Here is a 25,201-nt window from a genome sequence, read left to right as displayed (position 1 = left end):
ATCACTCCGCCTCGGCCTGCTCCGCGGGCCGCAGCACGGTGATCCCCACGGCACCGCCCCGTGCCAGGGCGGGGTCGAGCGACATCGGGATGTACTCCCCCCGCCGCCAGAGCTCGCCCAGGTCGTCGTAATAGGACGAGAGCGGATGGCCCGACTGCCCGGTCGAGGTCACGAAGACCGAGCTGTCGGGGTCGGCGAAGTCGTAGATCCCGCGGTAGGCCGCGGCGTGGACGTTGCGGAACGGATGCGGCCCGGTGCCGCGCGTCCGCCCGCGCATCAGCGTGTTGTCCCCGCCGGACGTCGACTGCCGGATGTTCACGAACCAGCGCAGCAGCGGGACCTCGCCCAGCACGGGATGGTCGTGGGTGGCCTCGTGGGCGTCGCCCCAGCGCAGGGTCTGCAGGTCCGAGCCGTAGGTCTCGCCGATCCACACGAGCGCGTCGTCCAGCGCCTGCCGCGAGATCTCGGTGCAGGTCTCCTCGGGTGCAGACTGGAGCACGTCGCACCAGCGGCCCGCCCCGTCCGCATCGCGGTAGACCCGCTCGATGAAAAGCGGGTTGACGTGGGTGAACTCGGCGGCGAGCGGGCCCAGCTCGTCGCGGATCAGCCGCTGCTGCAGGAACCGGATCCAGGTGGCGTAGAGCAGCGGCTCCGGCAGGTGCTCGTTCATCTCGCCGTTCCACTCGGCGAGCAGGGTCAGCGCCACCTGCCGCTGCCGCTCGGGCGTGCCCTCGGGCGCGGCATCCCCGGTGAACCAGAGGTCGGCGCCGATCAGCGGCAGCAGCGCGCGCGCCGTGAAGCTCACGGTATCGAGCTGCGCCTCCATGAAGCTGTCGCGGGTATGCACCTCGCGCGCCTGCATCAGCCGGCGCCAGCGGTGGATGCGCTGGGTGTCGCCCCAGTAGTAGGACACATGGCGCGGGAAGGGCGCCTCGAGGATCTTGTTGTTGGTATGCCCGACGATCCCGCCCTCGGGCGCGATCCACTCCGGGTTCTCCGCGGCGGGGAAGGTGCCCTGCCAACGGTTTTCCTCGCGCCAGCCGAGCGTCGGCATCCGGCCGCGGCTCTGGTGGTCGGGGTCGCGCTCGGGCATCGCGCCGATCAGCCGCAGCGCAACGCGGTTGCGGTCGGCGAGGGTGAGCATCTGCGCCGGGGCCTTATAGCCCTCGGTGGCCTCGATGGCCTCCTCGATCGTCCGCGCGCGCATCAGGCCGATGGCCGCGCTCAAGGTCGTGTCGTCCTCGTCGAGCGCGGTCCAGGCGACCGAGGTCACGTGCCCCGCCGGCCGGATCGTGCCCAGGTCGTACTGGTCGGGCGGCAGGACCGGGCCGTTCTCGGTCCACTGCAGGTCGAGCGTCACCGCCGCCTCGCCGGCGACGGTGACGATGCTCTCGCGGCTGCGGAAGCGCGCCCAGCCATCGGGCGTGCGGTACTGGGTGGCGTCGTCGGGGTTCACCTCCTCGACGTAGACGTCGGTGTCGTCGAGATAGGCCGTGGTCAGCCCCCAGCCGATGTCCGCCGACCGGCCGGTCATCACCACGGGCACGCCGGGGATTGTGCCCCCGATCACGCCACCCGAGGAGAGCTCCAGCCGCGCGAGATAGAAGATCGAGGGCGCGGTGAGGCCAAGGTGCGGGTCGTTGGCCAGCAGCGTCGATCCGGTGGCCGAGCGCGAGATCCCCGCGGCCCAGGCGTTCGAGGCGCCCGCGAGCGGCGGCGGCGCGACCGGCGAGAGGAAGGCGTGGCGCGTCTCGGTGCCGGGCATGAATCCGGGCACGCCGGGGACCAGCGCTTGGTAGCGGGGCAGGGCGGCGGTGCCGGGGCCCGGGGCCTCGGGCATCAGGTCGCGCACCTGCCGGTCCTCGAGGATCAGCGAGGCGCGGGCCCGCAACACCTCCTGTCCCAGGTGGCTCTGCAGCTGGAGCGCCATGAGCTTGACGATGGCGATGCTGTCGGCCGGCGCCCAGGGCGAGATCGCATGGTTGAAGATCCACATCTCCGGCGCGCCGCGGCCGCGCGCGCCCGCGTTGACCTCGCCGAACCAGGCGTTGACGCCGTCGGAATAGGCCTCGAGGGCGGTGCGGGTGCGCGCGTCCTGGTCCTCGACCGAGCGCAGCGCCGCGCCGTAGAGATCGAGCCGGCGCAGCAGCGTGTCGGTGTCGAGCGTCCGCCGCCCGAAGAGCTCGGAGAGCCGTCCCTGCACGGTCCGACGCAGCATGAGCATCTGCCACATCCGGTCCTGCGCATGGGCGTAGCCCAGGGCATAATAGACGTCGGCGTCGGTCTCGCCGAAGATATGCGGGACGTTGGCGTTGTCGCGGACGATCTCCACCGGGGCCGAGAGGCCGGCGACGCGCGTGGTCGCGTCGTAGTCCGGCAGCGAGCGGGCGAAGAACCAGTAGCCCAGCAGAAGGGCCGCGACGCCGAGCACGATGAGCCCGGTCGCGATGCGGAGGAGCCAGCGGAAGAGGAAGGCCATGCGGGTCGGGTGTCCAGGTGCGGGTGTCGTGTTGACCGGCGGCACCGGTCCTCTAGGCTCCCCGTTCTACAACAGACAAACCGGGGGACAAGGCAATGAGCAGGGTCACGTTTCTGGGACTCGGCGTGATGGGCGGGCCGATGGCGGGCCACCTCGCCGCGGCGGGACACGAGGTGACGGTCTACAACCGGACGGGCTCGAAGGCCGAGGCCTGGGTCGCCGCGCACGGCGGCCGGTCGGCGGCAACCCCGCGAGAGGCCGCGGAGGGCGCCGAGGTGGTCTTCGCCTGCGTCGGCAACGACGACGACCTGAGCGCGGTCTGCACCGGCGAGGACGGCGCCTTCGCCGGGATGGAAAAGGGCGCGCTCTTCGTCGATCACACCACCGTCTCGGCCGAGATCACGCGCCGGATGGTGGCCGAGGCCGACGCGGCGGGCCTGGGCTTCGTCGACGCGCCGGTCTCCGGCGGGCAGGCAGGCGCCGAGAATGGTCAGCTCGTGGTGATGTGCGGTGGCTCGGAAGAGGACTACGCCCGCGCCGAGCCGCTCATCGCGGCCTACGCCAAGACCTGCCGCAGGATCGGCGAGAGCGGCGCCGGCCAGATGTGCAAGATGGTCAACCAGATCTGCATCGCGGGGCTGGTCCAGGGCCTCTCCGAGGGGCTGCACTTCGCCGAGAAGGCCGGCCTCGACGGCCGCGCGGTGGTCGAGGTGATCTCCGGCGGAGCCGCGGGATCCTGGCAGATGGTCAACCGTCACGAGACCATGTTCGACGATCACTTCGAGCACGGTTTCGCGGTGAACTGGATGCGCAAGGATCTGGGCATTTGCCTCGATGCCGCCGACGAGGTGGGCGCCTCGCTGCCGGTGACCGCGCTGGTCGACCAGTTCTACAAGGACGTCCAGAAAATGGGCGGGGGCCGCTGGGACACCTCGTCTCTCTTCAAGCGGTTGCGGAAGATCGACGAGGCCTGATCCAGCGGGGCGGCCTCGCGGCCGCTCTGCCTTGAGCCCGGCCCCGCCTCTGGCGGGACCGGGCGGTTCCGGGGCTCTGCCCCGTCCGCGCCGAAGCCGCGGACTCCCCGGGATATTTCCCCCCAGAAGAGGGTCAGAAGACCTCTCGCAGGCCGGTTGGCCGGATCGACTTCAGCACGCGCACGGTGGCGCCGTGGAGCACCCTGTCGTGCAGGTCGATCGCGTCCTGGTCGAGCAGGCGGATGCAGCCCGAGGAGACAGCGCGGCCGAGGTATTCGGGCTCGCAGGCGCCGTGAATGCGGTAGAGCGTGTCCTCCCCGTTCTGGAAGAGGTAGAGGGCCCGCGCGCCGAGCGGGTTGCCGGGGCCGGGGTCCATGCCGCCGTTGGCCACGGAGTAGGGCTCAAGCTCGGGGCGGCGGGCGACCATGCTGTCGGGCGCCTTCCAGCGGGGCCACTCCCGGCGGAACTGCAGCCGCGCCTCTCCGTGCCAGGCATGGGCGGCCGACCCGGTGCCCGCGCCGTAGCGCAGGGCGCGGCCATCCCGGAGCGCGAGGTGCAGGTAGCCCGCGTCGGGGTCGACGACGAGCGTGCCGGGCTCGGCGTCCGGGAAGGGGTTGGCCACCTCCTGCCGCCAGAGGCGGGGCGGGACCACGCCCTCCGGCACCGCCGGGACGGGGTAGGGCTCGTCCGTGATCGCGCCGTAGCGCGCCGGCAGCGGCGGCCAGGCCGGCGCGGGCGGGGGTTCTGGCGGGGTCTGGACGGGATCGGGGCGGGGCGCGCAGGCGGTCAGCGCCGTTGCGCCGGCTGCGGCGAGAAAGCCGCGTCGGGTCTGTGTCATGGGGTCTCTCTGTCCGAAATCCTTGCGATCGCCGCCCGGGGGGCGGCGGCGGAAATCAGACGGGGCGCGGCGGACCGATGGGGACGGGCGGCTGCCATCCCGAGGGCAGCTTCTGGCGCGCAGGCAAGAGACCGGCGGGCACGAGGAACTTGGGGGGCACGGCCACGGCGGGCGCGGCGGCCAGGACCGTGCCGCAGAGCGAGGCGAGCGCGGCGCGCGGGCAGCGCTCGGCGGGGCCGGGCCGGTGGTCCTGCTGGACCGCGGTCACCTCGGGTCCGCCGCGCTCCCAGGCCCGGGGGCCGGGGGCGAGCGTCATCAGGGCGAGCGCGAGGGCCAGCACCGTCAGCAGGAGGGGCGCGCGGGTCATGGGGCGCAGCATCGCGTCCCGGCCCCCGGTGTCAACGCGGGGACGATCACCGTTCCGGGATCAGCCCGCGTGGCGAGAACCTGAGCACCACCAGCAGGATCACCCCCATGGTGAAGAGGCGCATGTACTGGGCCGCGTCCTCGACGTGGAGCGCGAGGGCGCTGCCCTCGGGCAGGCCGGAGGCGAGGAAGCCCATGAGCGCGCGGCCCATCGGGTCCACCTGGATCCAGAGCCACCAGATCAGCACGCCGCCGACGACGGCTCCGTAGTTGTTGCCCGACCCGCCGACGATCACCATGACCCAGATGAGGAAGGTGTATCGCAGCGGCTGGTAGGTGCCCGGCGTGAGCTGGCCGTCCAGGGTGGTCATCATGGCGCCCGCGATGCCGCAGATCGCCGAGCCCAGGATGAAGACCTGCAGGTGCCGGCGGGTGACGTTCTTGCCCATGGCCTCGGCCGCCGTCTCGTTGTCGCGGATCGCGCGCATCATCCGGCCCCAGGGAGAGTTGAGCGCGAGCTGCGCCAGCAGGAGCAGCAGCACCAGGACGACGGCGATGAGGCCGGTATAGGCGAGCTTGACCCAGAGCGTGGAGGCGGTGACCGGGTCGAGACCCCATTCCGCGGCCTGGGCGACGAAGCCCGGGTCCTGCTGCAGGTCGATCTCGTTCGGCACCGGGCGGGGCAGGCCGTAGACGTCCTTGACCCCGCGGGAGAGCCATTCCTCGTTCTTGAGCACGGCGATGATGATCTCGGCGATGCCCAGCGTGGCGATGGCGAGGTAGTCCGAGCGCAGGCCGAGGGCGGTCTTGCCGATCAGCCAGGCCGCGCCAGCGGCGAGCAGCCCGCCCACGGGCCAGGCCACGAGGATCGGCAGGCCGAGGCCGCCGAGGAAGCCGGTGGAGGCGGGGTCGATGGCCTCGATCGCGTCGCGCGCCGGGCTGAAGAGCCAGCGGTAGAGGACGAAGCCCACGAGCAGGACGGCGAGCATCGCCCAGAGCCGCCAGCGCTTCGGGCTCCGGCGGTAGGTAACGATGGCGCCCGTGATGGTCAGGGCGCCCGCGATCATGGCGATCATCGCGCGGGGCCCGCCGGCCTGCCAGGCGGCAGGTACGGGCTCGACCGAGACCAGCACGGCGGCCAGCCCGCCCAGGGCCACGAAGCCCATGACGCCCACGTTGAAGAGACCGGCGAAGCCCCACTGAAGGTTCACCCCGAGGGCCATGATCGCCGAGACCAGCCCCATGTTCAGGAGCTGCAGCGCGGTGTTCCAGCTCTGGACGTAGCCAGTGCCGATGAAGAGCGCGACGAGGAACGCCGTCGCGAGGGGCAGGCGGAGGGCGTTGGTCATACGGACTTCCCCCTGAAGAGGCCCGTGGGCCGGAAGATCAGCACCACGATGAGGATGACGAAGGAGACGGCGAACTTGTACTCGGTGGCGAGCAGCTGGACGAGGCCGCCGGGCTCTAGGCTTTCGGGCACGAGGTAGCCGATGATCTTGCGCAGCGGGTAGGTCACCGCGACCTCGGAGAAGGCGATAATGAAACCGCCGACGATGGCTCCGAGGGGGGAGCCCAGGCCGCCGACGATGGCCGCGGCGAAGATCGGCAGCAGAAGCTGAAAGTAGGTGAAGGGCTTGAACGACTTGTCGAGCCCGTAAAGCGTGCCGGCCACGGTGGCGAGCGCCGCGACCAGCAGCCAGGTCACCGTCACCACCCGCTCCGGGCTGATGCCCGAGAGCAGCGCCAGGTCCTCGTTGTCGGAGAAGGCGCGCATGGACTTGCCGGTCCGCGTGCGATTCAGGAACCAGAAGAGCGCGGCGACGACGACCACGGCGGTGACCAGCGTGATCAGCTGCGAGGTCTTGATGGCCAGCGCCTCGTCGAGGCCGGACCAGTCGCGGAAGTCGCGCGCCGAGACGATGAAGCGCTCACCGTCGGAGAAGGTCCGGTCGTCCACGCCGATGAAGAAGCGCGTGAGACCGTTGTAGACGAACATGACACCCATCGAGACGATCACCAGGATCACCGGTGCGGCCTTCTGCGCCCGGTAGAAGCGGTAGACCATCCGGTCGGTCGCCAGGAGCAGCGCCGAGGTCGCGAGGATGCCGACGGGCAGGGCGAGCAGGGCGGTGGGCAGGGGGCCCAGGCCGATGCCCGCGGCCTGCAGGCCCCAGGTCGTCAGGATCGTCGCCATGGTGCCGAAGGCCATGGTGTCGCCATGCGCGAAGTTGGAAAAGCGCAGGATGCCGTAGATCAGCGTGACCCCCAGCGCGCCGAGCGCGAGTTGCGCGCCGTAGGCGGCCGCGGGGATGACGACGAAGTTGGTCAGCGCCACGAGGGCGTTCAGCAGGTCCATGGGTGGTCCTTCTGGGCGGGGGTCATGCGTCGGGTCCGGTTTCGGTGAAGGGCGTGCAGGTACCGCTGCCCGTCGCCTCCGGTTCGGACGAGATCAGGCGGCGGGTGCGGCGGTAGTCGAAACCGCCGTCGGAGCGGAGCGTCACGGTTCCGAAGAGGGCGACGCCCTCCTCCTCGCCGATCTCGCTGGAGATCTGCTCGGCCCCCTCGAGACGGGTCACGCTGGCGGTGCCGGGGCTGCCGTCGGCGGGACCGATGTAGGTGCGGTCGTAGGGACCGTTGCGGACGATGCGAAAGTCGGGCGGCGGGGAAGCGCCGCAGTCGGCCCCCTCGCAGTAGGTTTCGAAGTGGCAGAGGGCCGAGGTCTCGGGGATCGCGGGCGGCGGCTCGGGCGCGCGCAGCATCGACCAGCCGACCGATCCGAAGACCAGAACCACGGCCGCGACGAGGCCCAGGGCTGCGAGCCGCGCGTCCACCTAGCCGCCCAGGAAGCTCTTGCGGACCTCGGGGTCGGCCAGAAGCTCTTTCCCGGTGCCGGTGAAGGCGTTGCGGCCCTGCACGAGAACGTAGCCCTTGTCGGCGATGTTGAGCGCCTGGCGGGCGTTCTGCTCGACCATGAGGATCGGGATCCCGGTGCGGGAGACCTCGATGATCCGGTCGAAGAGTTCGTCCATGACGATGGGCGACACGCCCGCGGTGGGCTCGTCCAGCATCAGCACCTTGGGCTTGGTCATCAGCGCCCGGCCCACGGCGACCTGCTGGCGCTGCCCGCCCGAAAGTTCGCCCGCAGGCTGGCGGCGCTTGTCCTTGAGGATCGGGAAGAGCTCGTAGACCTGCTCCATGGTGCCGCGGATGTCGTCGCGCCGGATGAAGGCGCCCATCTCGAGGTTCTCCTCGACCGTCATCGAGGTGAAGATGTTCTTCACCTGCGGCACGAAGCCCATGCCCGCCTGCACCCGGTCCTGCGGCGAGAGCGCGGTGATGTCCTGCCCGTCGAGGCTCACATGGCCCTTCCGAAGGTGCAGCATCCCGAAGATTGCCTTCATCGCGGTGGACTTGCCCGCCCCGTTGGGACCCACGATCACGGCGATCTCGCCAGGATCCACCGAGACGGTGCAGTCGTGCAGGATGTCCGCGCCGCGACCATAACCGCCGGTCATGTCCACGCCCGCGAGAAAGGCCGTGTCGGTCGAGGGCTTGGCGGTGCCGCCGCCCTCGGGAATGATGCTGCCCTGGCCGTCGGGGTTGGCGATCGAGCGGTCCTTGTTGCCGCGGTCCGAATAGGCGTCGCTCACGAGGGCTCCTCCCCGGTCAGCGACTGCAGGGCCGCCATGTGGCCGCGCTGGTGGACCGAGGTGACCTCGGTGCCCAGTTCGTTGGTGACGACGAACCAGGTCTCGCCCTCCAGCCCGTAGAGCGTCACGAGGGCGCTGGTGTCCCCGTCGGGGTAGGCGATCGCCGCCGTCGTCGCGGGACCGTCCTCGCCGAGCGGCACGGCGCGGCCCTGGATCACGCCGCCGGTGCGGGTGGCGTAGTCGGTCAGGATGATGTCGCGGGCGCGGCTGCCGGGCGGCTGCGTCCCCTCGTAGAGGCCGTCCTCCAGCGGGAAGGCCTGGAGCAGGAGCTCGCCGCCCTCCCAGGCGTAGCCGCCGTCCTCGCGCTCCTGCGCCTCGAAGGCGGCCCAGGGCGTCGCGCCGGGGCAAAAGGAGACAGCGTCCGAGAGGGCGGTGCAGCCCTCCTGGGCGGCGGCGGGTGTGGCTGAGATCAGGGCGAGGCAGGCGAGGCGGCGGATCATTCGTCGGTCTCCTGGCTGGCGGTGGCGAGGGGGCGGGCCTCGGGCCGGTCGGCCCGCACGCCCCAGACGTCGGGGTTGGCGGGCTCGGGCAGGCGCAGGGCCGCGAGAACCCGGTCGTGGAAGAGGCGGTGCTCCTCGGTGAAGCTCTCGGCGACGGCCAGTGTCTGGACGTAGACGCCGTAGCCGTCTCCGAGGGCGAGCGTATCGGCGATCACCCGTTCGCCCTCGCGGTAGACCACCTGTTCGGCGGGCCGGTCGCCGAGGTCGATCCGGTCGCGTTCGAGGGCAGGAAGGCCGTCGGAAAATCCTTTGCGCTCCGCGAGATAGGCATCGAGGTTCGCACGCATGAAGGCCGGGTCGGTGTAGCTCGTGGCCGAGAGCGGCGCGACCTCGACCAGGACACCGTAGCTCTCGGTGTAATAGGCCGTGGGGCCGTTCTCGCGCAGATCGCCGCCGGAGAGTCCCGCCTCGGCGGCGCAGAAGGCCACGCCCTCGGAAAACGGCGTGCAGTCCTGCGCCAAGCCGGTACTCGCGGCGCCGAGACCGCCCAGAAGAAGCGCGCCGAGGGTCTTCATGCCCCGGACCTCAGCCACTTAAGCGCGCCCTCGGCCAGACCCTTGAACTTCGGCGCGTCGGCGAGTGGCGCGACGCAGAGCGCGGTGTCCTCGGGAAGCTGGTGCTTGATGGCATGGTAGAGCTTCGACAGCGTCCGCTCGGAGCGCACGAGGAACATCCCCTCCGCGAGCGGATGGTTCGGCTCGGCCACCTCGACCTCCGCCCCGGGCGCGCCGTGCCAGACCAGGAAGAGCGGTGCGCTCACGCCCCGGCCTCCAGCTTGTCCTTGTTCTTGAGACCGGTGCCCAGGTAGGCCTCGATGACCTGCTCGTTGGCCTTGATCTCGTCGAGCGAGCCCTGGGCCAGCACCTTGCCCTCGGCCATGCAGATGACCGGGTCGCAGAGGCGGCCGATGAAATCCATGTCGTGCTCGATGACGACGAAGGTGTATCCGCGCTCGCGGTTGAGCCGCAGGATCGCGTCGCCGATGGTGTTGAGCAGTGTACGGTTCACGCCCGCGCCGACCTCGTCGAGGAAGACGATCTTGGCGTCGACCATCATGGTCCGCCCGAGCTCCAGCAGCTTCTTCTGGCCGCCGGAGAGGTTGCCCGCCTTCTCGTCGGCGAGATGGTCGATGGTGAGGAACTCCAGCACCTCGTCGGCCCGCTCGGCCAGCGCGCGCTCCTCAGCGCGGATCGCGCCGCGGCGGAACCAGGCGTTCCAGAGCGTCTCGCCCGACTGCGCGCCCGGCACCATCATCAGGTTCTCGCGCACCGTCATCGAGGAGAACTCGTGCGCGATCTGGAAGGTGCGCAGCAGCCCGCGGTGGAAGAGATCGTGCGGCGGAAGGCCCGTGATATCCTCTCCGTCGAGCAGCACCTGGCCGCTCGTCGGTGGAAGTTCACCGGCGATCACGTTGAAAAGCGTCGATTTCCCGGCCCCGTTCGGGCCGATGAGGCCGGTGATGGAGCCCGGCGCAACGGAAAGGCTCGCGCCGTCCACGGCCCGAAAGCCGCCAAAGGCCTTCACCACGTCCCTGACTTCGATCATCCCTGACATCCCCCGGGCGTTTGCCGCCTCTTGGTTACCGAAGTGTCCCTCTCCGGTGTGCGAACGGCGCGGGACATGGCCCGCGCCGCCCGAAAGTGCAAGTGCGTCTTAGCGGAACTGCACGGTTTCGTAGTCGCTGTCGGTGATGGTGTACTCGCGGTACGTGCCCGCGGCCTCACCCGGCCCGATCAGCTCGACGTTGGTGGCGCCGACGTAATCGATCTCCTCGCCGTTCGCGAGCAGCTCGAGCGCGCGGCCCAGCTCGCCGGGGAGGATTTCCTCGCCGGGGGCGTTGGCCACGTTCATCACGTTCGCGGCGATCGCCTCGGAGGTCGCCTCGCCGCCGGCCTGCATGGCAAGCGCGAGGAGCGCCGCGGCGTCATAGCTCTCACGGGTGAAGGAGCTCTCGCCGTTGATGCCGGCTTCCTCGGTGATCGAGGTGAAGGCCTCGGAGCCTTCGCCCTCGGACCACGGAACGGCGCCCATGGAGCCTTCCATCTCGGAGCCCATGTCCTCGAGCATCGCGTCGCCGTACATGCCGTCGCCCATGACGAAGGTGTCGAAGGCGCCGCTGTCGAGCGAGGAGCGGATCATGCCCGCGCCGCCACCGTCGGAGTAGCCGAGCACGACGAGCGCCTCGCCACCGGCGGCATCGGCCGCGGCGACCTCGGCGGAGTAGTCGGCCTTGCCGTCCTCGTGGGGCGCGTTGATCGTCACGGTGCCGCCCTGGGCTTCGAAGTTCTGCACGAAGCTGTCGGACAGGCCCTTGCCGTAGTCGTTGTTGGTGTAGGTCACCGCGACTTCCTCGATGCCCTTGTCGGCGAGGATGCCGGCGAGCACTTCACCCTGGCGGGCGTCGGAGGGGGCGGTGCGGAAGAAGAGCCCGTTGTCCTCGGCGGTCGAGAGACCCGGCGAGGTGGCGGAGGGCGAGATCATCGGGATGCCGTTCGGCACGGCGACGTTGGCGAGAACCGCGCCGGTCACGCCGGAACAGTCGGCGCCCATGATGGCGACCACGCCGTCGGAGGTCACGAGACGCTCGGCCGCGGCGGTGGCGGCGGCGCCGTCGATGCAGGTGGAGTCGGCCTGGACGGTCTCGATCGTCGTTCCGCCGAGGATGCCACCGGCTTCGTTGATCTCGGAGATCGCGAGCTCGGCCGCGTCGGTCATGTGGGGCGTCAGGCTTTCGATCGGGCCGGTGTAGCCGAGCACGATGCCGATGGCGACGCTGTCGTCCTGAGCCGCGGCCGCGGTGCCGATGACGGCTGCGGTGGTGGCCAAGAGAACCTTCTTCATTCGTTTACTCCCTATTGGTGGGTTGTCCCGCGACGGAGCCTAGTGAGGTCCTCCGGAAAAGAAAAGCGGGCTCGGAGCCCGCCTGACGCTAAGGATATTGCGCCGGAAGCGCCTCGGGCGGGCCGCTGCGAAAGCGGCCCCTTGGCCGGTCACGCGTGGGCCCGGGCCGCCTGGGTCCCGCGCTCGCGGTAGGGCGTCGTGTCGTAGTGCGCCCGGTAGCACTTTGAGAAGTGCGACGGCGAGGTGAAGCCGCAGGCCAGTGCCACGTTGATCACGCTCATGTCGGTCTGCATCAGCAGGTTGCGCGCCTTCTGGAGCCGCAGCTCCATGTAATACCGCTTCGGAGAGCGGTTGAGGTAGCGGCGGAAGAGCCGCTCCAGCTGGCGGGTCGACATGCCGACCCGTGCGGCGAGGGTGGCCGGGCTGATCGGCTCCTCGATGTTCTGCTCCATCATCTGGATGACCTGGCTCAGTTTCGGATGCCGCACGCCGATGCGGGTGGGGATCGACAGCCGCTGGGTGTCCTGGTCGGTGCGGATGGAGGAATAGATGAGCTGGTCGGCCACCGCGCTGGCCAGCTCGTCGCCGTGGTCGGAGGCGATGATGTTGAGCATGAGGTCGATGGAGGCGGTGCCGCCCGCGGTGGTGATCCGCCCGCCGTCGATCACGAAGACCGACTTGGTCAGCGTCACCTCGTCGAATTCCTCGGCGAAACTGTCCTGATTCTCCCAGTGGATCGTGGCCTTGCGCCCGTCGAGGAGCCCGGCACGCGCCAGGCAGTAGCCCGCCGTGCAGAGCCCGCCCACGGTGGCGCCCCGGCGGGCCTCGCGTCGTAGCCAGTTCATCAACCGCTTGGTCGTGGCCGCCTGCACGTTGATGCCGCCGCAGAGCAGGATGGTGTCCTCCCGCTCCAGCTCGTCGAGCTCCATGGTCAGGACGAACTCGATGCCCGCGGAGGAGCGCGCCATCTGGCCGCCTTCGCCCGCGAGCTCCCAGGTATAAAGTTCGTGGCCCGCCATGCGGTTGGCGATGCGCAGCGCCTCGACGGCGCAGGAAAAGCAGAGCAGCGTGAACTGGTCGAGCAGAACGAAGACAAAGCGCCGCGGCTTGGCGGGGCGGACGTCGAGATCGACGGTTTGCGGTTGGATTTCCATGCGGCGAAGCCATGCGGGAACGCGGTTCCGGGGACCTCAGCACCTTTGCCGGATCGGCGCAAGGGAGCCCGGTGCGCTGCGGCATCACGGCGCCGGGACCTCTCCGCTGCCGCCCGAATGGGCAGGAGCCGCCCCATGCCCGATATTTCCGCGGCTTTCGGCCATTGGCGCGGGGGCAAGCCTCGTCTATACACTCTGCGCCTGACTGCGAGGGAGAGACCGATGAGCGAGTGGCAGAGAACCGACTGGCGAACCAAGCCTCGGGTACAGATGCCCGACTATACCGACGCGGCCGCGCTGGCGGCGGTGGAGTCCAAGCTCTCGAAGTATCCGCCCCTCGTCTTCGCGGGCGAGGCCCGGCGCTTGCGCCAGCAGCTCGCCAAGGCGTCGCGCGGCGAGGCCTTTCTGCTTCAGGGCGGCGATTGCGCCGAGAGCTTCAAGGATTTCTCCGCAGACGCGATCCGCGACACCTTCAAGGTGATGCTTCAGATGGCGATGGTCCTGACCTACGGCGCGAAGGTTCCGGTGGTGAAGGTGGGCCGGATGGCCGGCCAGTTCGCCAAGCCGCGCTCGGCCCCGGTCGAGGCGCGCGACGGACAGGAGCTGCCGAGCTACCGCGGCGACATCATCAACGAGCTCGACTTCACCGAGGCCGCGCGAACGCCGAACCCGGACAAGATGCTGCAGGCCTACACCCAGGCGGCGGCGACGCTGAACCTGCTTCGGGCCTTCTCGACGGGCGGCTTCGCGGACGTGCACCGGGTGCACCAGTGGACGCTGGGCTTCACCGATCGCGAGGAGAGCGAGAAGTACCGCGAGATGGCCGAGCGTATCTCGGACACGCTCGACTTCATGTCGGCGGCGGGACTCAACGGCGAGACCAACCACGAACTGGCGACGGTGGAGTTCTTCACCAGCCACGAGGCGCTGCTGCTGGAGTACGAGGAGGCGCTGACGCGCATCGACTCCACGACCGGCAAGTGGCTCGCCGGTTCGGGCCACATGATCTGGATCGGCGACCGCACGCGCCAGCCCGACGGCGCGCATGTCGAGTTCGCCCGGGGCGTGCAGAACCCCATCGGTCTCAAGTGCGGCCCCTCGATGACCAGCGGCCACCTCAAGGCGCTGATGGCCAAGCTCAACCCCGAGAACGAGGCCGGCCGGCTGACGCTCATCACCCGTTTCGGCGCGGGCTCCGTGGGCGAGCACCTGCCGCGGCTTGTCAAGGCGGTCGAGGAAGAGGGCGCCAACGTCGTCTGGACCTGCGATCCGATGCACGGCAACACGATCAAGTCGTCTTCGGGCTACAAGACCCGGCCCTTCGACAGCGTGCTGCGCGAGGTGCGGGAGTTCTTCGCGGTCCACAAGGCGGAGGGCTCGATCCCCGGCGGCGTGCATTTCGAGATGACCGGCACCGACGTGACCGAGTGCACCGGCGGCGTCCGGGCCGTGACGGACGAGGACCTCTCGGACCGCTACCACACCGCCTGCGATCCGCGGCTCAACGCGTCGCAGTCGCTGGAGCTGGCCTTCCTCGTGGCCGAGGAGCTGCAGGCGCGGCGCTCGGTCATGGCCAACGCCCAGGCCGGCTGATCCAGGGGCCGGTGTTTCGCGCGCGAAACAACAGGGTCCCGGAATGAATTAACGAGATATGAACGGCGCGCGGGCCTCCTGCGCGCCGTTTCCTTTACCGGGTGTTGTCGACCACCAGCCGCAGTCGGGGACGCCCGCCATGGTGCGGCGGCGGGTGATCCGGACGGCGGGCCTCGTCGAGCTCGTCCACGATCCTCGCGCGGTGCTCCATGTAGCGGGCCGAGCGGACCCGCTCGCAACGCAGCGTCCCGGGGCCGATCTCGAATCGGCGCGGCGTTGATCCCGGCTCGCCGTCCACCACGAGCGCTCCGAGACTCGCCGAGACGAGCCCGTCGTCGCCGATGAGCGGCAGCAGCAGCAGGCGTCCCGAGAGATGCGGACGGGCGATGCCGCGCCGGGAGACCACCGGAAGCTCGGCGATCGCGGGGTCGTCGAAGAGCGCGGTGAGATGCTCGGTCACCGTCTCTCGTGCCGATGGCGCGAAGAAGGCCGTCAGCGGCAGGCCCCGGGGATCGGTCCCGAGGATCCCTTCGAGCCTCTGACCGGCCACGCGCACCCGACCCACGCCCGGGGCGATCCGCTGCATCATGAAGGCCCAGGGCAGGGCGCCCTCGATCTTGGAGGGGTCCACGTCGCGGCGCTGCGGCAGGCGCCGGTCGCCGCGAAGCTGGGTCCAGTAGCGTTCCATCTGGCGGAGCGCGGGGTCGGGCGCCGCGCTGCCGTCTGTCCTCGGTCGGTCGGTCATAGCGTCCCTTCCATCTGTCCTCGCCCCCCGGCTCAGTCGCCGATGGCGCGTCCGTCGGACTCACTCCGGCGTTCATCCTTTCTTAATCTAGCGCCTTTTTCCTGCCACAGTGACTCCCAATGCATTAACAGGTTAACGGCTTGCCTTCGGGCCGGGTCTGCCCGTAAGGCGCGGGGGACCAGCGACGAGGAGCCTCCCATGACCATGTCGATGACCGCCTTCGCGAGCCGCCGCGGCGCCTCGGGGCCCATCGCCTGGACCTGGGAGATGCGGGGCGTGAATGCCCGTAGCCTCGACCTGCGGCTGCGACTTCCCGACAGCGTGACCGGGCTCGAGGCCGCGGTGAGACCGCTGCTCTCCAAGACGCTCGCACGCGGATCCATCACGCTCACGCTGCGGCTTTCGCGGGACGAGGGCGCTTCGGATCTCGCACTGGACGAGGCCCATCTCGGTCGCGTGCTGGGCGCGCTCGCCCGGATCGAGGACCGAGCGGCGGCGACGGGTCATTCCCTTGCTCCCGCGACGGCGGCCGACGTGCTCGCGGTGCGGGGCGTCGTCGCGAGCGCGGGGGACGAGGCCGAGGAAGAAGGGCTGCAGGACGTCCTCATCGAGGACCTCCGTGCCCTGCTCGGCGACTTCGTGGCGATGCGCGAGACCGAGGGCCGGGCCCTGTCGAGGCTCATCGAGGGCCAGCTCGGGACCATCGCAGGCCTCGTCGATCGCGCCGAGGAGGCCGCCGAAGGCAGGCGCGAGGAGACCCGCGCCGCCGTGAGCGCGGCGCTCGCGCGGGTGATGGAAGAGGCGGCGGAAGTCGACGAGGACCGCGTGGCGCAGGAACTCGCCCTAATCGCCGTCAAGCAGGACGTCACCGAGGAGATCGACCGCCTGCGCGCCCACGTCGAGGCGGCCCGCGCGCTCCTCGAGGAGGACAAGCCCGCGGGCCGGCGGCTCGACTTTCTCGCGCAGGAATTCAACCGCGAGGCCAATACGCTCTGCTCGAAGTCGCAGTCCAAGGCGCTGACGGCGGTTGGGCTGGAACTCAAGGCGGTCATCGAGCAGATGCGCGAGCAGATACAGAACGTGGAATAGACGATGGCACGGCGCGGACTTCTCATCATCCTGTCTTCCCCCTCCGGCGCGGGGAAATCGACGCTGTCCAAGCGCTTGCGCGTCTGGGACCCGACGATCCGCTTCTCCGTCTCGGCGACGACACGGCCACCCCGGCAGGGCGAGGTGGACGGGACGGATTACCACTTCATCTCGGACCACGAGTTCCGCGAGCTGGTGACGCAGGGCGACATGCTGGAACACGCCCATGTCTTCGGCAACTTCTACGGCTCGCCGCGCAAGCCGGTCGAAGAGGCCATCGGGCAGGGCTGCGACGTGCTCTTCGACGTTGACTGGCAGGGGGCGCAGCAGATCCGCAACTCGCCGCTCAAGGACAACGTCCTGTCGATCTTCCTGCTGCCGCCCTCGATCCCCGAGCTGCGCCGGAGGCTGGTGGAGCGGGCCAAGGACGAGCCCCAGGTGATCGAGAAGCGGATGCAGAAGAGCTGGGACGAGATCAGCCACTGGGATGCCTACGACTACGTTCTCGTCAACGACGACCTGGACGAAACCGAGGACAAGCTGAAGACCGTGGTGACGGCCGAGCGGCTGCGTCGGCCGCAGCAGCCCGATCTGTTGGCCCATGTCCGCCGGCTGCAGCAGGAATTCGAGGAGACGCAATGACCGCCTATAGCCTCGGCGACCGCCGCCCCGAGATCGCCCCCGACGCCTGGATCGCGCCGGGGGCCCATGTCATCGGCTCGGTGATCCTTTCGGCCGGAACCTCGGTCTGGTTCGGCACCACGATCCGCGGCGACAACGAGCCGATCACCGTGGGCGAGGGGACGAACCTGCAGGAGAACTGCGTGCTGCACACCGACATGGGCTACCCGCTGACCATCGGCGCGGGCTGCACCATCGGGCACAAGGCCATGCTCCACGGCTGCACCATCGGCGAGAACAGCCTGATCGGCATGGGCGCGACGGTGCTGAACGGCGCCGTGATCGGCCGGAACTGCCTGATCGGGGCCGGGGCGCTGGTGACCGAGGGCAAGGAGATCCCCGACGGCTCGCTCGTCGTGGGGATGCCCGCCAAGGTGGTCCGCTCGCTCGACGCCGAGGCGATCGAGGGGCTGCGTCTCTCGGCGCTGCACTACCAGGAAAACGCGCGGAGGTTCCGCGAGGAGCTGAGGGAAACAGAATGACCGACCCGCGCACCACCGTCCGCCGCACCGACTGGCCGCAGGGCGGTTCGACCCCGCTCGTCACGCCGCTGCAGCCTTCCGTCGTCTACCGCTCGCGCGATCCCGACGAGCTGGACGCGCAGTATTCCGAGGGCTCGGCCTTCACCTATGCGCGCGAGGGGCACCCGAACGCGGAGGTGCTCGCGCGCAAGATCGACGCGCTGGAGGGAGCGCGCGATGGCTTCGTGACCGGCTCCGGCATGTCGGCGGTGGGCGCGATGTTCCTGGGGCTTCTCTCCGCGGGCGATCATGTCGTGGGGGCGGACCAGCTTTACGGGCGGTCGCTCCGGATGATGCGGCAGGACCTGCCGCGGCTGGGCATCGAGACCACGCTCGCCGACGCGACCGACGTGGAGTCCGTGCGCCGGGCGCTGCGGCCGGAGACCAGGCTGATCCTCGTGGAGGTGGTCTCGAATCCGACGATCCGCGTCGCGGACATGGAGAGGATCGCGGCGCTCGCGAAGGAGGCGGGCGTGCTGCTCGCCGTCGACAACACCTTCACCACGCCGCGGCTCTTCCAGCCGTTGGCGCAGGGGGCGGATATCGTCATCCACTCGGTGACGAAGCTGCTCGCGGGGCATTCCGACGCGACGCTGGGCTACGTGGGGGCCAAGGACCCCAAGCTCGCGGCGAAGATGATGGAGGCCAATGTCACTTTCGGCCTCACGGCGAGCCCCTTCGATTGCTGGCTGGCGGAGCGCGGAATGCAGTCCTTCGACCTGCGGCTCGACAAAGCCGAGGCGAATGCCCGCGCCCTGGGCGACGCGCTTGCGGAGATGGAGGGCATGCGCCGCGTCCTCTATCCGGGGCGGCCCGACCACCCGGACCACAACCGGGCGCAGGCGCTGCTGAACGGTCGGGGCGGCAACATGCTGAGCTTCGAGATCGAGGGTGGGCGCGCGGCGGCCAATGCGCTGGCCCGGGCGGCGGAGGGCATCGCCTTCGCGCCGACGCTGGGCGATGTCGGCACGACGCTCTCCCATCCCAATTCCTCGTCCCACCGGCTGGTGCCGGAAGAGGACCGGAAGGCGGTCGGGATCTCGGAGGGGTTCTTCCGCGTCTCGGTGGGTGTGGAGCCCGCCGACCTGTTGATCGAGGAATTCGGCGCGGCGGTGGCCGCCGCACGCGCGGTCAGAGATTGAAGAGCGCGGACACCGGCAGAATGTCGAAATCGATCCCCGGCGCGGCGGCGCGAACCTCCCGCTTGATCAAATCGGTGCGCGGCAACTCTTCGGACAGGGCGCGGTAACTTCCGGAATAGCCGAGGCCATTGAGTTTCCGCGCGAGTTCCATCGCGTCGAAGTTGGGACCGAAGAGCGGAGAAATGACGATCTCGGGCGTGGCACCCTCGATCACCCCGGCGTCGAGGTCGGTGAAATCGCAGAAATGGAAGCCGTCGAGCGCGCCCGGGTCCCGGCCTTCAGCCAGGGCAGGGCCGATGACCAGAAGGACCGGCCCGCGTTCCAGCTCCTTTGGCAGGATGTGTTCCATCGCTAAGAGATGAGTACCTATCTACGCCCCCGGGACATTCACGAGGATTAACAATTGCCGCGAAACCTATGACAGTGATTTCAGGGTTCGCACATGTCTCGGCAGCAAGAAATGTGAAAAATGAGGCGAGAGCGTGGCATTGTCACATCGGAATGAATTGAGCGGAATTAAGCCGAGGAGTCGGGCCCCATGGCGATGACCGATGTGGGCGCGCTCGTCGCCGCATATCCGAGTCCTGCGGTGCTGATCACGTCGGATCGACGGGTCATGGCGGTGAACGAGGGGGCGGAGACGCTGCTCGGCCACGAGGGCCTCGGCCGACACTACATCACCGCACTGCGCCAGCCGGACGTGCTCGACGTGGTCGAGCAGACCTTCGGCGACGCGAAGCGGCGTGTGACGCGCTACCTCGGGACGGAAGGGCGGCGCGATACGACCTGGCGGGTGACCGCGAGCCCCGTGCCGCTCTCGGGCGGAACGGGCGTGCTGCTGACCTTCGAGGACGTGACCGCGGTGGAGGAAGCGGGCCAGATCCGGCGGGATTTCGTGGCCAACGTCAGCCATGAGCTGCGCACGCCGCTCACCGCTCTGCTGGGCTTCGTCGAGACGCTCCGCGGACCGGCGCGCGACGATGCCGCCGCGCGGGATCGGTTCCTCGGGATCATGGAGCGTGAAGCGGGCCGGATGGCGCGGCTCGTGGAGGACCTGCTGTCGCTCAGCCGGGTCGAGGAGAACGAGCGGATGCGGCCGACCGACCCGGTGCGCCTCAGCGACCTCGTCTCGGATGCTGTGGAGACCATGCGGCTTATGGCGGACGAGGCGGAACTCGCGATCGAGCTCCACCTGCCAGAGCGAGGGGTCACCGTGCCGGGGGACGAAGGGCAGTTGCGGCAGGTCTTCTCGAACCTGCTGGAGAACGCCATCAAGTACGGGCGCGGCGGAGGACGGATCGAGCTGCGGCTGACGGAGCCCGCCTTCGAGCCCCGGCTGCGGGTCCAGGGGGTCCGCCTGTCGGTGCGCGACCACGGCGAGGGCATCGCCTCGCATCACATCGCGCGACTCACCGAGCGGTTCTACCGCGTCGACGCCCACCGCTCCCGTCAGGTGGGGGGCACGGGCCTCGGACTCGCCATCGTGAAGCACATAGTGAATCGCCACAGGGGGCGACTCAGGGTGGAGAGCGCGCCCGGGAAGGGCAGCGAATTCACGGTGATTCTGCCCTCCGACTGATTTCCGGGGACTCGCGGCGAACGAAGTTTTCAGGCTCGCCAACGGCTTGACGCGAGGGAGCCCGGGGCTGTCATAATACTTTTACATGCCTGTCACAAAAGCGCAGCCGGAGACCCATAGCGCTTCGGCCAAGGGTGAGGTCCGGGGGGGCCGAAAGCCCGGAAACAACTGACAGGAGCTACCTATGTCCTTTGCGAAGCTGACCGCCTCTTCCCTGGCGATCGCTGCCGTCTCGGCGTCCGCCGCCGTGGCCCAGTCCCGCGACAACGTGCAGGTCGCCGGTTCGTCGACCGTGCTGCCCTATGCCTCGATCGTGGCCGAGGCCTTCGGCGAGAACACCGACTACCCGACGCCGGTCGTCGAGTCTGGTGGCTCCTCCGCCGGTCTTGCCCGCTTCTGCGAGGGCGTCGGCGAGAACACCATCGACATCGCGAACGCCTCGCGCGCCATCCGCGAGAGCGAGATCGAGACCTGCGCCGAGAACGGCGTGGAGGAGATCATCGAGGTTCGCATCGGCTACGACGGCATCGTCTTCGCCAGCCAGATCGACGGTCCCGAGTTCAACGAGTTCCAGCAGACCCAGTGGTACAACGCCCTGGCCGCCGAGATCCCGATGGACGGCGAGATGGTCGCCAACCCCAACACCACCTGGGCCGAGGTCGACGAGTCGCTCCCCGAGGTCGAGATCCTGACCTTCATCCCGGGCACCCGTCACGGCACCCGCGAGGTCTTCGAGGAGAACGTCCTTCTCGTCGGTTGCGAAGAGTCCGGCGCGTTTGACCAGATGGTCGAGATGGGGATGTCCGAGGACGACGCCGAAGCCGCCTGCATCAGCGTCCGCACCGACGGTGCCTCGGTCGACATCGACGGCGACTACACCGAGACGCTCGCCCGCCTCGACGCCAACCCCGACGCCGTCGGCGTCTTCGGCCTGGCGTTCTATGAGAACAACACCGACACGCTCAAGGTCGCCACGATGGGCGGCGTCGAGCCCTCCACCGAGACCATCGCCTCGGGCGAGTACCCGGTGTCGCGTCCGCTCTTCTTCTACATCAAGGCCGCGCACCTCGGCGTGATCCCGGGCCTCAAGGAGTACGCGCAGTTCTTCGTCTCCGACGAGATCGCCGGCCCGGGCGGCCCGCTGGCCAACTACGGCCTCGTCCCCGATCCCGAACTGGCCGCGACCCAGGAGAAGATCGCGAACGAAACCACCATGTCGGAAGAGATGTAATTCACTCATCCGCGGAGGAGGGCGGCCGGATCGGCCGCCCTCTTTCCTCGTCTCGACACGACCCATTCGTTTTTCCCTTTTCCCAGCATCGCAACCGACGCCGACAGGAGCCCCGATGTCCTTGCTCTGGATCGTCTCGATCGTCCTCGCCCTTGCCGTCGTCGGCTATTTCGTCGGCCGGCAGAGGGCGCTCTCCACGGCGGGGGGCGACCACCGCAAGCTGCACTCGCTGCCCTCCTACTACGGTTTCAATGTCGCCCTGACGGGGGCCGTGCCGGCGCTGCTGCTTCTCGTCGCCTGGACGCTGCTTCAGCCGCTCTACGTCGAGAGCCGCGTTGCGGCGAATATCCCGGCGGAGACGATCGAGGCGGCGGGATCGCAGGGGCTCGCGCTGACCGAGGTCCGGCGGCTGGCCAACGGGCTCGACCTCGCGGTCGAGCGTGGGGCCATGACCGCCGAGGAGGCCCGGAGCCTCAGCACCGACGCCACCGACGTGCGCGAGCAGCTCGGCGAGGTGGGCGTCGCCCTCGGCTCCAACGTCAGTTCCGAGACGCTGAGCCTAGCGCAGCGCTACCGCTCGATCTCCGCCATCGGCACGACCGTCATGACGGTCCTGGTGCTCGGCATCGCCTTGGCGGGGACGGCTTACGCCTTCATGAAGACCTCGCCGACGTTCCGGGCCCGAAACACGGTGGAGCGGGGAGTGCTGATGCTGCTGCTCGGCGCCGCCTGCATCGCGATCCTGACGACGCTCGGGATCGTGCTGTCCCTGATCTTCAACACCATCGAGTTCCTGCGCCTCTACCCGGCGGCGGAATTCTTCTTCGGCACGACCTGGTCGCCCTCCTTCACCGGGCGGGGCGGGGGCTCGGAGCTCGGCATCCTGCCGCTGCTCTGGGGCACGCTCTACATCTCCATCGTCGCACTGATCGTGGCGGTGCCCATCGGGCTCTTCGCGGCGATCTACCTCTCGGAATACGCGAGCCCGACCGTGCGCTCCATCGCCAAGCCGCTGCTCGAGGTGCTCGCCGGCATCCCGACCATCGTCTACGGCCTCTTCGCGCTCCTGACGGTCGGGCCGCTGCTGGTCGACGTCTTCGGAGACGGCGGTCTGCTGGGCGTGGGCTGGATGGACGGGGGCACCGCGGTGATGACGGCCGGCCTCGTCATGGGGATCATGCTGATCCCCTTCGTCAGCTCGCTGTCGGACGACATCATCAACTCGGTGCCGCAGTCCATGCGCGACGGCTCGCTCGGCCTCGGCGCCACCCATTCCGAGACGGTGCGCCAGGTGATCCTGCCCGCCGCGCTGCCGGGGATCGTGGGCGCGATCCTGCTCGCGGCCTCTCGCGCCATCGGCGAGACGATGATCGTCGTGCTGGGGGCAGGGGCCGCCGCCCGGCTCTCGCTCAACCCCTTCGACGCGATGACCACGGTCACCGCCAAGATCGTCTCTCAGCTCACCGGTGACGCGGACTTCACCTCGCCCGAGGCTCTGGTCGCCTTCGCGCTCGGGATGACGCTCTTCGTCTTCACACTCGGGCTCAACGTCTTCGCGCTCTGGATCGTGCGCCGCTACAGGGAGCAGTACGAATAATGTCGGACGCCAGCATTCCCGGCCCGGCCGCGCCGGCCACGGGCAAGAAATCCTCGCTTCTCGAGCTCGACGCGCGCACCAAGCGGCGCAACGCGGCCGAGACCCGGTTCAAGGCCTACGGGATCGTCGCCATCCTGATCGGGCTCTGCTTCCTCGTCGCGCTTCTCGTGGCCATCGTGCGCAACGGCGCCCCGGCCTTCACCCAGACCTTCGTGACGCTCGACATCGAGCTGGAGGCCGAGGCGATCGAGGCGGCGGAAGCGTCGGTCGTGAAGACCTCGCAGTACCGCGACATGATCCGGGCCGAGCTGATGGGCCGGATGGCCGCCGAGGGCATCGAGACCGACATGGACGCGAATACGCTGGGCCAGATCCTGTCGTCCTCCGAGGCCGGCCAGATGCGCGACTTCGTACTCGAGAATCCGGACCGCATCGGCGAGACGGTCACCTTCAACTTCCTCGCCTCATCTCGGGTCGACGGCTACTCCAAGGGGCGCGTGACGCGCGAGAGCCTCGAGCGGGATCCGAACCTTTCGCCCGCCCACCTCGATCTCGTGGACCAGCTGGAAGAGGCGGGGATCATCGAACGGACCTTCAACTGGTCCTTCGTCTTCGGGGCGGACGCCTCGGACTCGCGGCCCGAACAGGCGGGGATCGGTGTCGCGATGATCGGCTCGTTCTTCATGATGCTGGTAGTGCTGGCCCTGGCCTTGCCGATCGGCGTGGCCGCCTCGATCTATCTGGAGGAATTCGCGCCGCAGAACAGGTTCACCGACTTCATCGAGGTGAACATCTCGAACCTCGCGGCGGTGCCTTCCATCGTCTTCGGTATCCTGGGCCTCGCGGTCTTCATCCAGCTCGTGGGCCTGCCGCAGTCCGCGCCCATCGTGGGCGGCCTGACGCTGACCCTGATGACGCTGCCGACCATCGTGATCTCGACGCGCGCCTCGCTCAAGGCGGTCCCGCCCTCGATCCGCGCCGCGGCGCTCGGGGTTGGGGCCTCGAAGATGCAGTCGGTCTTCCACCACGTCCTGCCTCTCGCGCTGCCGGGGATCCTGACCGGGACGATCATCGGCCTGGCGCAGGCGCTCGGCGAGACGGCGCCGCTGCTACTGATCGGCATGGTGGGCTTCATCGCCTCGAACTATCCCGAGGGCGTGGCCTCCGGCTTTCTCGATCCGAACTCCGCGATGCCGGCCCAGATCTACGAGTGGGCGAAACGCGCCGACCCGGCCTTCTATGAGCGGGCCTGGGGCGGAATCATCATTCTTCTGCTATTCCTGATGACGATGAACCTCATCGCCATTCTCCTGCGCCGCCGCTTCGAGCGTCGCTGGTAAGAAACGACAAGGGGGTCCCGAGATGGACGACCAGAGACTCACGGAGAGAAGCGTGGACCAGAAAGAGATCAAGATCTCTGCGAAGAACGTGCAGGTCTATTATGGCGAGACGCACGCCATCAAGGACGTGGACGTGGAGATCGAGGACAACACGGTCACCGCCTTCATCGGACCCTCTGGCTGCGGCAAGTCGACCTTTCTGCGCTGCCTCAACCGCATGAACGACACCATCGACATCGCGCGGGTGGAGGGGACCATCCTGCTCGACGGCGAGGACATCTACGACAAGCGCGTCGACCCGGTGCAGCTGCGCGCGAAGGTCGGCATGGTCTTCCAGAAGCCCAACCCGTTTCCGAAGTCGATCTACGACAACGTGGCCTATGGTCCCCGCATCCACGGCATGGCCAAGAACCGCGCCGAGCTGGACGAGATCGTCGAGAAGTCGCTGCGCCGCGCCGCGCTCTGGGACGAGGCCAAGGACCGCCTGCAGGCGCCGGGCACCGGTCTCTCGGGCGGCCAGCAGCAGCGGCTCTGCATTGCGCGGGCGGTCGCGACCGAGCCCGAGGTCCTGCTGATGGACGAACCCTGCTCGGCGCTCGACCCGATCGCCACCGGCCAGGTGGAAGAGCTGATCGACGAGCTGCGGACCAACTACTCGGTCGTGATCGTGACCCACTCGATGCAGCAGGCCGCGCGGGTCAGCCAGAAGACCGCCTTCTTCCATCTCGGCAACCTCGTGGAATTCGACGAGACCGGGAAGATTTTCACCAATCCCGAGGATAGCCGGACAGAGAGCTACATCTCGGGCCGTATTGGATGAG

At 69.0% G+C, this 25,201-nt stretch carries 26 protein-coding genes; 11 read left to right on the top strand and 15 right to left on the bottom strand.

From position 1 onward, the window contains the following. Position 1: 1 nt before the first annotated feature. Entirely contained in the window at positions 2-2,479 is a 2,478-nt protein-coding gene (locus F3S47_RS08090) for a penicillin acylase family protein (RefSeq protein WP_150444737.1), read from the bottom strand. Positions 2,480-2,574: 95 nt separating this feature from the next. On the opposite strand from F3S47_RS08090, the gene F3S47_RS08085 reads away from it, so the two are divergent. Beyond that, positions 2,575-3,453, top strand: coding sequence for an NAD(P)-dependent oxidoreductase (locus F3S47_RS08085; RefSeq protein WP_150444736.1), 879 nt, complete (start codon positions 2,575-2,577; stop codon positions 3,451-3,453). A gap of 133 nt (positions 3,454-3,586) precedes the next feature. On the opposite strand, the gene F3S47_RS08080 is transcribed toward F3S47_RS08085, so the two are convergent. From F3S47_RS08080 to F3S47_RS08025, 12 genes are all read right to left on the bottom strand, one after another. Further along, positions 3,587-4,291 (bottom strand): L,D-transpeptidase, encoded by a 705-nt coding sequence (locus F3S47_RS08080; RefSeq protein ID WP_150444735.1) that lies wholly within the window; start codon positions 4,289-4,291, stop codon positions 3,587-3,589. 55 nt (positions 4,292-4,346) lie between these two features. Then, a complete protein-coding gene (locus tag F3S47_RS08075; RefSeq protein WP_150444734.1) occupies positions 4,347-4,658 on the bottom strand; it encodes a hypothetical protein in 312 nt (103 codons plus the stop codon). A 46-nt stretch (positions 4,659-4,704) separates the two neighbouring features. Then, positions 4,705-6,006, bottom strand: a complete 1,302-nt coding sequence (locus F3S47_RS08070) for a branched-chain amino acid ABC transporter permease (RefSeq protein WP_150444733.1) — start codon at positions 6,004-6,006, stop codon at positions 4,705-4,707. After that, positions 6,003-7,013: a branched-chain amino acid ABC transporter permease gene (locus F3S47_RS08065; protein ID WP_150444732.1), complete on the bottom strand. Its 1,011-nt coding sequence runs from the start codon at positions 7,011-7,013 to the stop codon at positions 6,003-6,005. Before F3S47_RS08065 ends, F3S47_RS08070 begins: the two co-directional genes overlap by 4 nt. A 22-nt stretch (positions 7,014-7,035) precedes the next feature. Continuing rightward, a complete protein-coding gene (locus F3S47_RS08060; protein WP_150444731.1) occupies positions 7,036-7,488 on the bottom strand; it encodes a hypothetical protein in 453 nt (150 codons plus the stop codon). Then, complete coding sequence (locus F3S47_RS08055; RefSeq protein ID WP_150444730.1) at positions 7,489-8,307, bottom strand: ABC transporter ATP-binding protein; 819 nt, start codon at positions 8,305-8,307, stop codon at positions 7,489-7,491. Then, entirely contained in the window at positions 8,304-8,807 is a 504-nt protein-coding gene (locus F3S47_RS08050) for a hypothetical protein (protein ID WP_150444729.1), read from the bottom strand. Before F3S47_RS08050 ends, F3S47_RS08055 begins: the two co-directional genes overlap by 4 nt. Continuing rightward, a complete protein-coding gene (locus F3S47_RS08045) occupies positions 8,804-9,382 on the bottom strand; it encodes a hypothetical protein (protein WP_150444728.1) in 579 nt (192 codons plus the stop codon). Before F3S47_RS08045 ends, F3S47_RS08050 begins: the two co-directional genes overlap by 4 nt. Next, the gene (locus F3S47_RS08040) at positions 9,379-9,627 is read right to left on the bottom strand and encodes a hypothetical protein (protein ID WP_150444727.1); all 249 of its coding nucleotides are present in this window, start codon (positions 9,625-9,627) and stop codon (positions 9,379-9,381) included. The genes F3S47_RS08045 and F3S47_RS08040 overlap by 4 nt, the downstream gene beginning before the upstream one ends. Further along, positions 9,624-10,412 carry an ABC transporter ATP-binding protein gene (locus F3S47_RS08035; protein ID WP_150444726.1) on the bottom strand — a complete coding sequence of 263 codons (789 nt, stop codon included), beginning with the start codon at positions 10,410-10,412 and terminating at the stop codon, positions 9,624-9,626. The genes F3S47_RS08040 and F3S47_RS08035 overlap by 4 nt, the downstream gene beginning before the upstream one ends. Before the next feature lie 108 nt (positions 10,413-10,520). Then, complete coding sequence (locus tag F3S47_RS08030) at positions 10,521-11,708, bottom strand: ABC transporter substrate-binding protein (protein ID WP_150444725.1); 1,188 nt, start codon at positions 11,706-11,708, stop codon at positions 10,521-10,523. Between the two features lie 149 nt (positions 11,709-11,857). Beyond that, positions 11,858-12,862, bottom strand: coding sequence for a GlxA family transcriptional regulator (locus F3S47_RS08025; protein WP_150444724.1), 1,005 nt, complete (start codon positions 12,860-12,862; stop codon positions 11,858-11,860). 222 nt (positions 12,863-13,084) lie between these two features. On the opposite strand from F3S47_RS08025, the gene F3S47_RS08020 reads away from it, so the two are divergent. Then, complete coding sequence (locus F3S47_RS08020; protein ID WP_150444723.1) at positions 13,085-14,455, top strand: class II 3-deoxy-7-phosphoheptulonate synthase; 1,371 nt, start codon at positions 13,085-13,087, stop codon at positions 14,453-14,455. A 94-nt stretch (positions 14,456-14,549) separates the two neighbouring features. Here F3S47_RS08020 and F3S47_RS08015 read toward each other — a convergent pair whose 3' ends face one another. After that, a complete protein-coding gene (locus F3S47_RS08015; protein ID WP_150444722.1) occupies positions 14,550-15,200 on the bottom strand; it encodes a PAS domain-containing protein in 651 nt (216 codons plus the stop codon). A 198-nt stretch (positions 15,201-15,398) separates the two neighbouring features. Here F3S47_RS08015 and F3S47_RS08010 point away from each other — a divergent pair, with 198 nt between their 5' ends. The 4 genes from F3S47_RS08010 to F3S47_RS07995 are packed head-to-tail and all read left to right on the top strand — an operon-like array spanning position 15,399 to position 18,633. Further along, positions 15,399-16,289, top strand: coding sequence for a YicC/YloC family endoribonuclease (locus tag F3S47_RS08010; protein ID WP_150444721.1), 891 nt, complete (start codon positions 15,399-15,401; stop codon positions 16,287-16,289). Positions 16,290-16,292: 3 nt separating this feature from the next. Further along, positions 16,293-16,931 (top strand): guanylate kinase, encoded by a 639-nt coding sequence (gene gmk / locus F3S47_RS08005; RefSeq protein ID WP_150444720.1) that lies wholly within the window; start codon positions 16,293-16,295, stop codon positions 16,929-16,931. After that, a complete protein-coding gene (locus F3S47_RS08000; RefSeq protein ID WP_150444719.1) occupies positions 16,928-17,452 on the top strand; it encodes a gamma carbonic anhydrase family protein in 525 nt (174 codons plus the stop codon). The genes gmk and F3S47_RS08000 overlap by 4 nt, the downstream gene beginning before the upstream one ends. Continuing rightward, the gene (locus F3S47_RS07995) at positions 17,449-18,633 is read left to right on the top strand and encodes a trans-sulfuration enzyme family protein (RefSeq protein WP_150444718.1); all 1,185 of its coding nucleotides are present in this window, start codon (positions 17,449-17,451) and stop codon (positions 18,631-18,633) included. The genes F3S47_RS08000 and F3S47_RS07995 overlap by 4 nt, the downstream gene beginning before the upstream one ends. Here the strand turns inward: F3S47_RS07995 and F3S47_RS07990 are convergent. Beyond that, complete coding sequence (locus F3S47_RS07990; RefSeq protein WP_150444717.1) at positions 18,623-18,982, bottom strand: hypothetical protein; 360 nt, start codon at positions 18,980-18,982, stop codon at positions 18,623-18,625. The two genes, F3S47_RS07995 and F3S47_RS07990, sit on opposite strands and share 11 nt — an antisense overlap. A gap of 189 nt (positions 18,983-19,171) precedes the next feature. On the opposite strand from F3S47_RS07990, the gene F3S47_RS07985 reads away from it, so the two are divergent. From F3S47_RS07985 to pstB, 5 genes are all read left to right on the top strand, one after another. Further along, complete coding sequence (locus tag F3S47_RS07985; protein ID WP_150444716.1) at positions 19,172-20,212, top strand: ATP-binding protein; 1,041 nt, start codon at positions 19,172-19,174, stop codon at positions 20,210-20,212. Between the two features lie 184 nt (positions 20,213-20,396). Then, the gene (locus F3S47_RS07980) at positions 20,397-21,443 is read left to right on the top strand and encodes a substrate-binding domain-containing protein (protein ID WP_150444715.1); all 1,047 of its coding nucleotides are present in this window, start codon (positions 20,397-20,399) and stop codon (positions 21,441-21,443) included. A 115-nt stretch (positions 21,444-21,558) separates the two neighbouring features. Then, complete coding sequence (pstC, locus tag F3S47_RS07975; RefSeq protein ID WP_150444714.1) at positions 21,559-23,040, top strand: phosphate ABC transporter permease subunit PstC; 1,482 nt, start codon at positions 21,559-21,561, stop codon at positions 23,038-23,040. Then, positions 23,040-24,380 carry a phosphate ABC transporter permease PstA gene (pstA, locus tag F3S47_RS07970; protein WP_150444713.1) on the top strand — a complete coding sequence of 447 codons (1,341 nt, stop codon included), beginning with the start codon at positions 23,040-23,042 and terminating at the stop codon, positions 24,378-24,380. The genes pstC and pstA overlap by 1 nt, the downstream gene beginning before the upstream one ends. Before the next feature lie 22 nt (positions 24,381-24,402). Then, entirely contained in the window at positions 24,403-25,200 is a 798-nt protein-coding gene (gene pstB, locus F3S47_RS07965) for a phosphate ABC transporter ATP-binding protein PstB (RefSeq protein WP_150444712.1), read from the top strand. Position 25,201: the final 1 nt, after the last annotated feature.

It is taken from the genome of Histidinibacterium aquaticum (assembly GCF_008710275.1).
Taxonomy (GTDB): Bacteria; Pseudomonadota; Alphaproteobacteria; order Rhodobacterales; family Rhodobacteraceae; genus Oceanicola; species Oceanicola aquaticus.
The sequence above is the reverse complement of the archived record's forward strand: the minus strand, read 5'-3'. Positions and strand labels throughout refer to the sequence as shown.

Coding starts and splice junctions, on each gene's coding strand:
- F3S47_RS08090 (WP_150444737.1), bottom strand. CDS start 2,479: ATGGCCTTCCTCTTCCGCTGGCTCCTCCGCATCGCGACCGGGCTCATC.
- F3S47_RS08085 (WP_150444736.1), top strand. CDS start 2,575: ATGAGCAGGGTCACGTTTCTGGGACTCGGCGTGATGGGCGGGCCGATG.
- F3S47_RS08080 (WP_150444735.1), bottom strand. CDS start 4,291: ATGACACAGACCCGACGCGGCTTTCTCGCCGCAGCCGGCGCAACGGCG.
- F3S47_RS08075 (WP_150444734.1), bottom strand. CDS start 4,658: ATGACCCGCGCGCCCCTCCTGCTGACGGTGCTGGCCCTCGCGCTCGCC.
- F3S47_RS08070 (WP_150444733.1), bottom strand. CDS start 6,006: ATGACCAACGCCCTCCGCCTGCCCCTCGCGACGGCGTTCCTCGTCGCG.
- F3S47_RS08065 (WP_150444732.1), bottom strand. CDS start 7,013: ATGGACCTGCTGAACGCCCTCGTGGCGCTGACCAACTTCGTCGTCATC.
- F3S47_RS08050 (WP_150444729.1), bottom strand. CDS start 8,807: ATGATCCGCCGCCTCGCCTGCCTCGCCCTGATCTCAGCCACACCCGCC.
- F3S47_RS08045 (WP_150444728.1), bottom strand. CDS start 9,382: ATGAAGACCCTCGGCGCGCTTCTTCTGGGCGGTCTCGGCGCCGCGAGT.
- F3S47_RS08035 (WP_150444726.1), bottom strand. CDS start 10,412: ATGATCGAAGTCAGGGACGTGGTGAAGGCCTTTGGCGGCTTTCGGGCC.
- F3S47_RS08030 (WP_150444725.1), bottom strand. CDS start 11,708: ATGAAGAAGGTTCTCTTGGCCACCACCGCAGCCGTCATCGGCACCGCG.
- F3S47_RS08025 (WP_150444724.1), bottom strand. CDS start 12,862: ATGGAAATCCAACCGCAAACCGTCGATCTCGACGTCCGCCCCGCCAAG.
- F3S47_RS08020 (WP_150444723.1), top strand. CDS start 13,085: ATGAGCGAGTGGCAGAGAACCGACTGGCGAACCAAGCCTCGGGTACAG.
- F3S47_RS08015 (WP_150444722.1), bottom strand. CDS start 15,200: ATGACCGACCGACCGAGGACAGACGGCAGCGCGGCGCCCGACCCCGCG.
- F3S47_RS08010 (WP_150444721.1), top strand. CDS start 15,399: ATGACCATGTCGATGACCGCCTTCGCGAGCCGCCGCGGCGCCTCGGGG.
- gmk (WP_150444720.1), top strand. CDS start 16,293: ATGGCACGGCGCGGACTTCTCATCATCCTGTCTTCCCCCTCCGGCGCG.
- F3S47_RS08000 (WP_150444719.1), top strand. CDS start 16,928: ATGACCGCCTATAGCCTCGGCGACCGCCGCCCCGAGATCGCCCCCGAC.
- F3S47_RS07995 (WP_150444718.1), top strand. CDS start 17,449: ATGACCGACCCGCGCACCACCGTCCGCCGCACCGACTGGCCGCAGGGC.
- F3S47_RS07990 (WP_150444717.1), bottom strand. CDS start 18,982: ATGGAACACATCCTGCCAAAGGAGCTGGAACGCGGGCCGGTCCTTCTG.
- F3S47_RS07985 (WP_150444716.1), top strand. CDS start 19,172: ATGGCGATGACCGATGTGGGCGCGCTCGTCGCCGCATATCCGAGTCCT.
- F3S47_RS07980 (WP_150444715.1), top strand. CDS start 20,397: ATGTCCTTTGCGAAGCTGACCGCCTCTTCCCTGGCGATCGCTGCCGTC.
- pstC (WP_150444714.1), top strand. CDS start 21,559: ATGTCCTTGCTCTGGATCGTCTCGATCGTCCTCGCCCTTGCCGTCGTC.
- pstA (WP_150444713.1), top strand. CDS start 23,040: ATGTCGGACGCCAGCATTCCCGGCCCGGCCGCGCCGGCCACGGGCAAG.
- pstB (WP_150444712.1), top strand. CDS start 24,403: ATGGACGACCAGAGACTCACGGAGAGAAGCGTGGACCAGAAAGAGATC.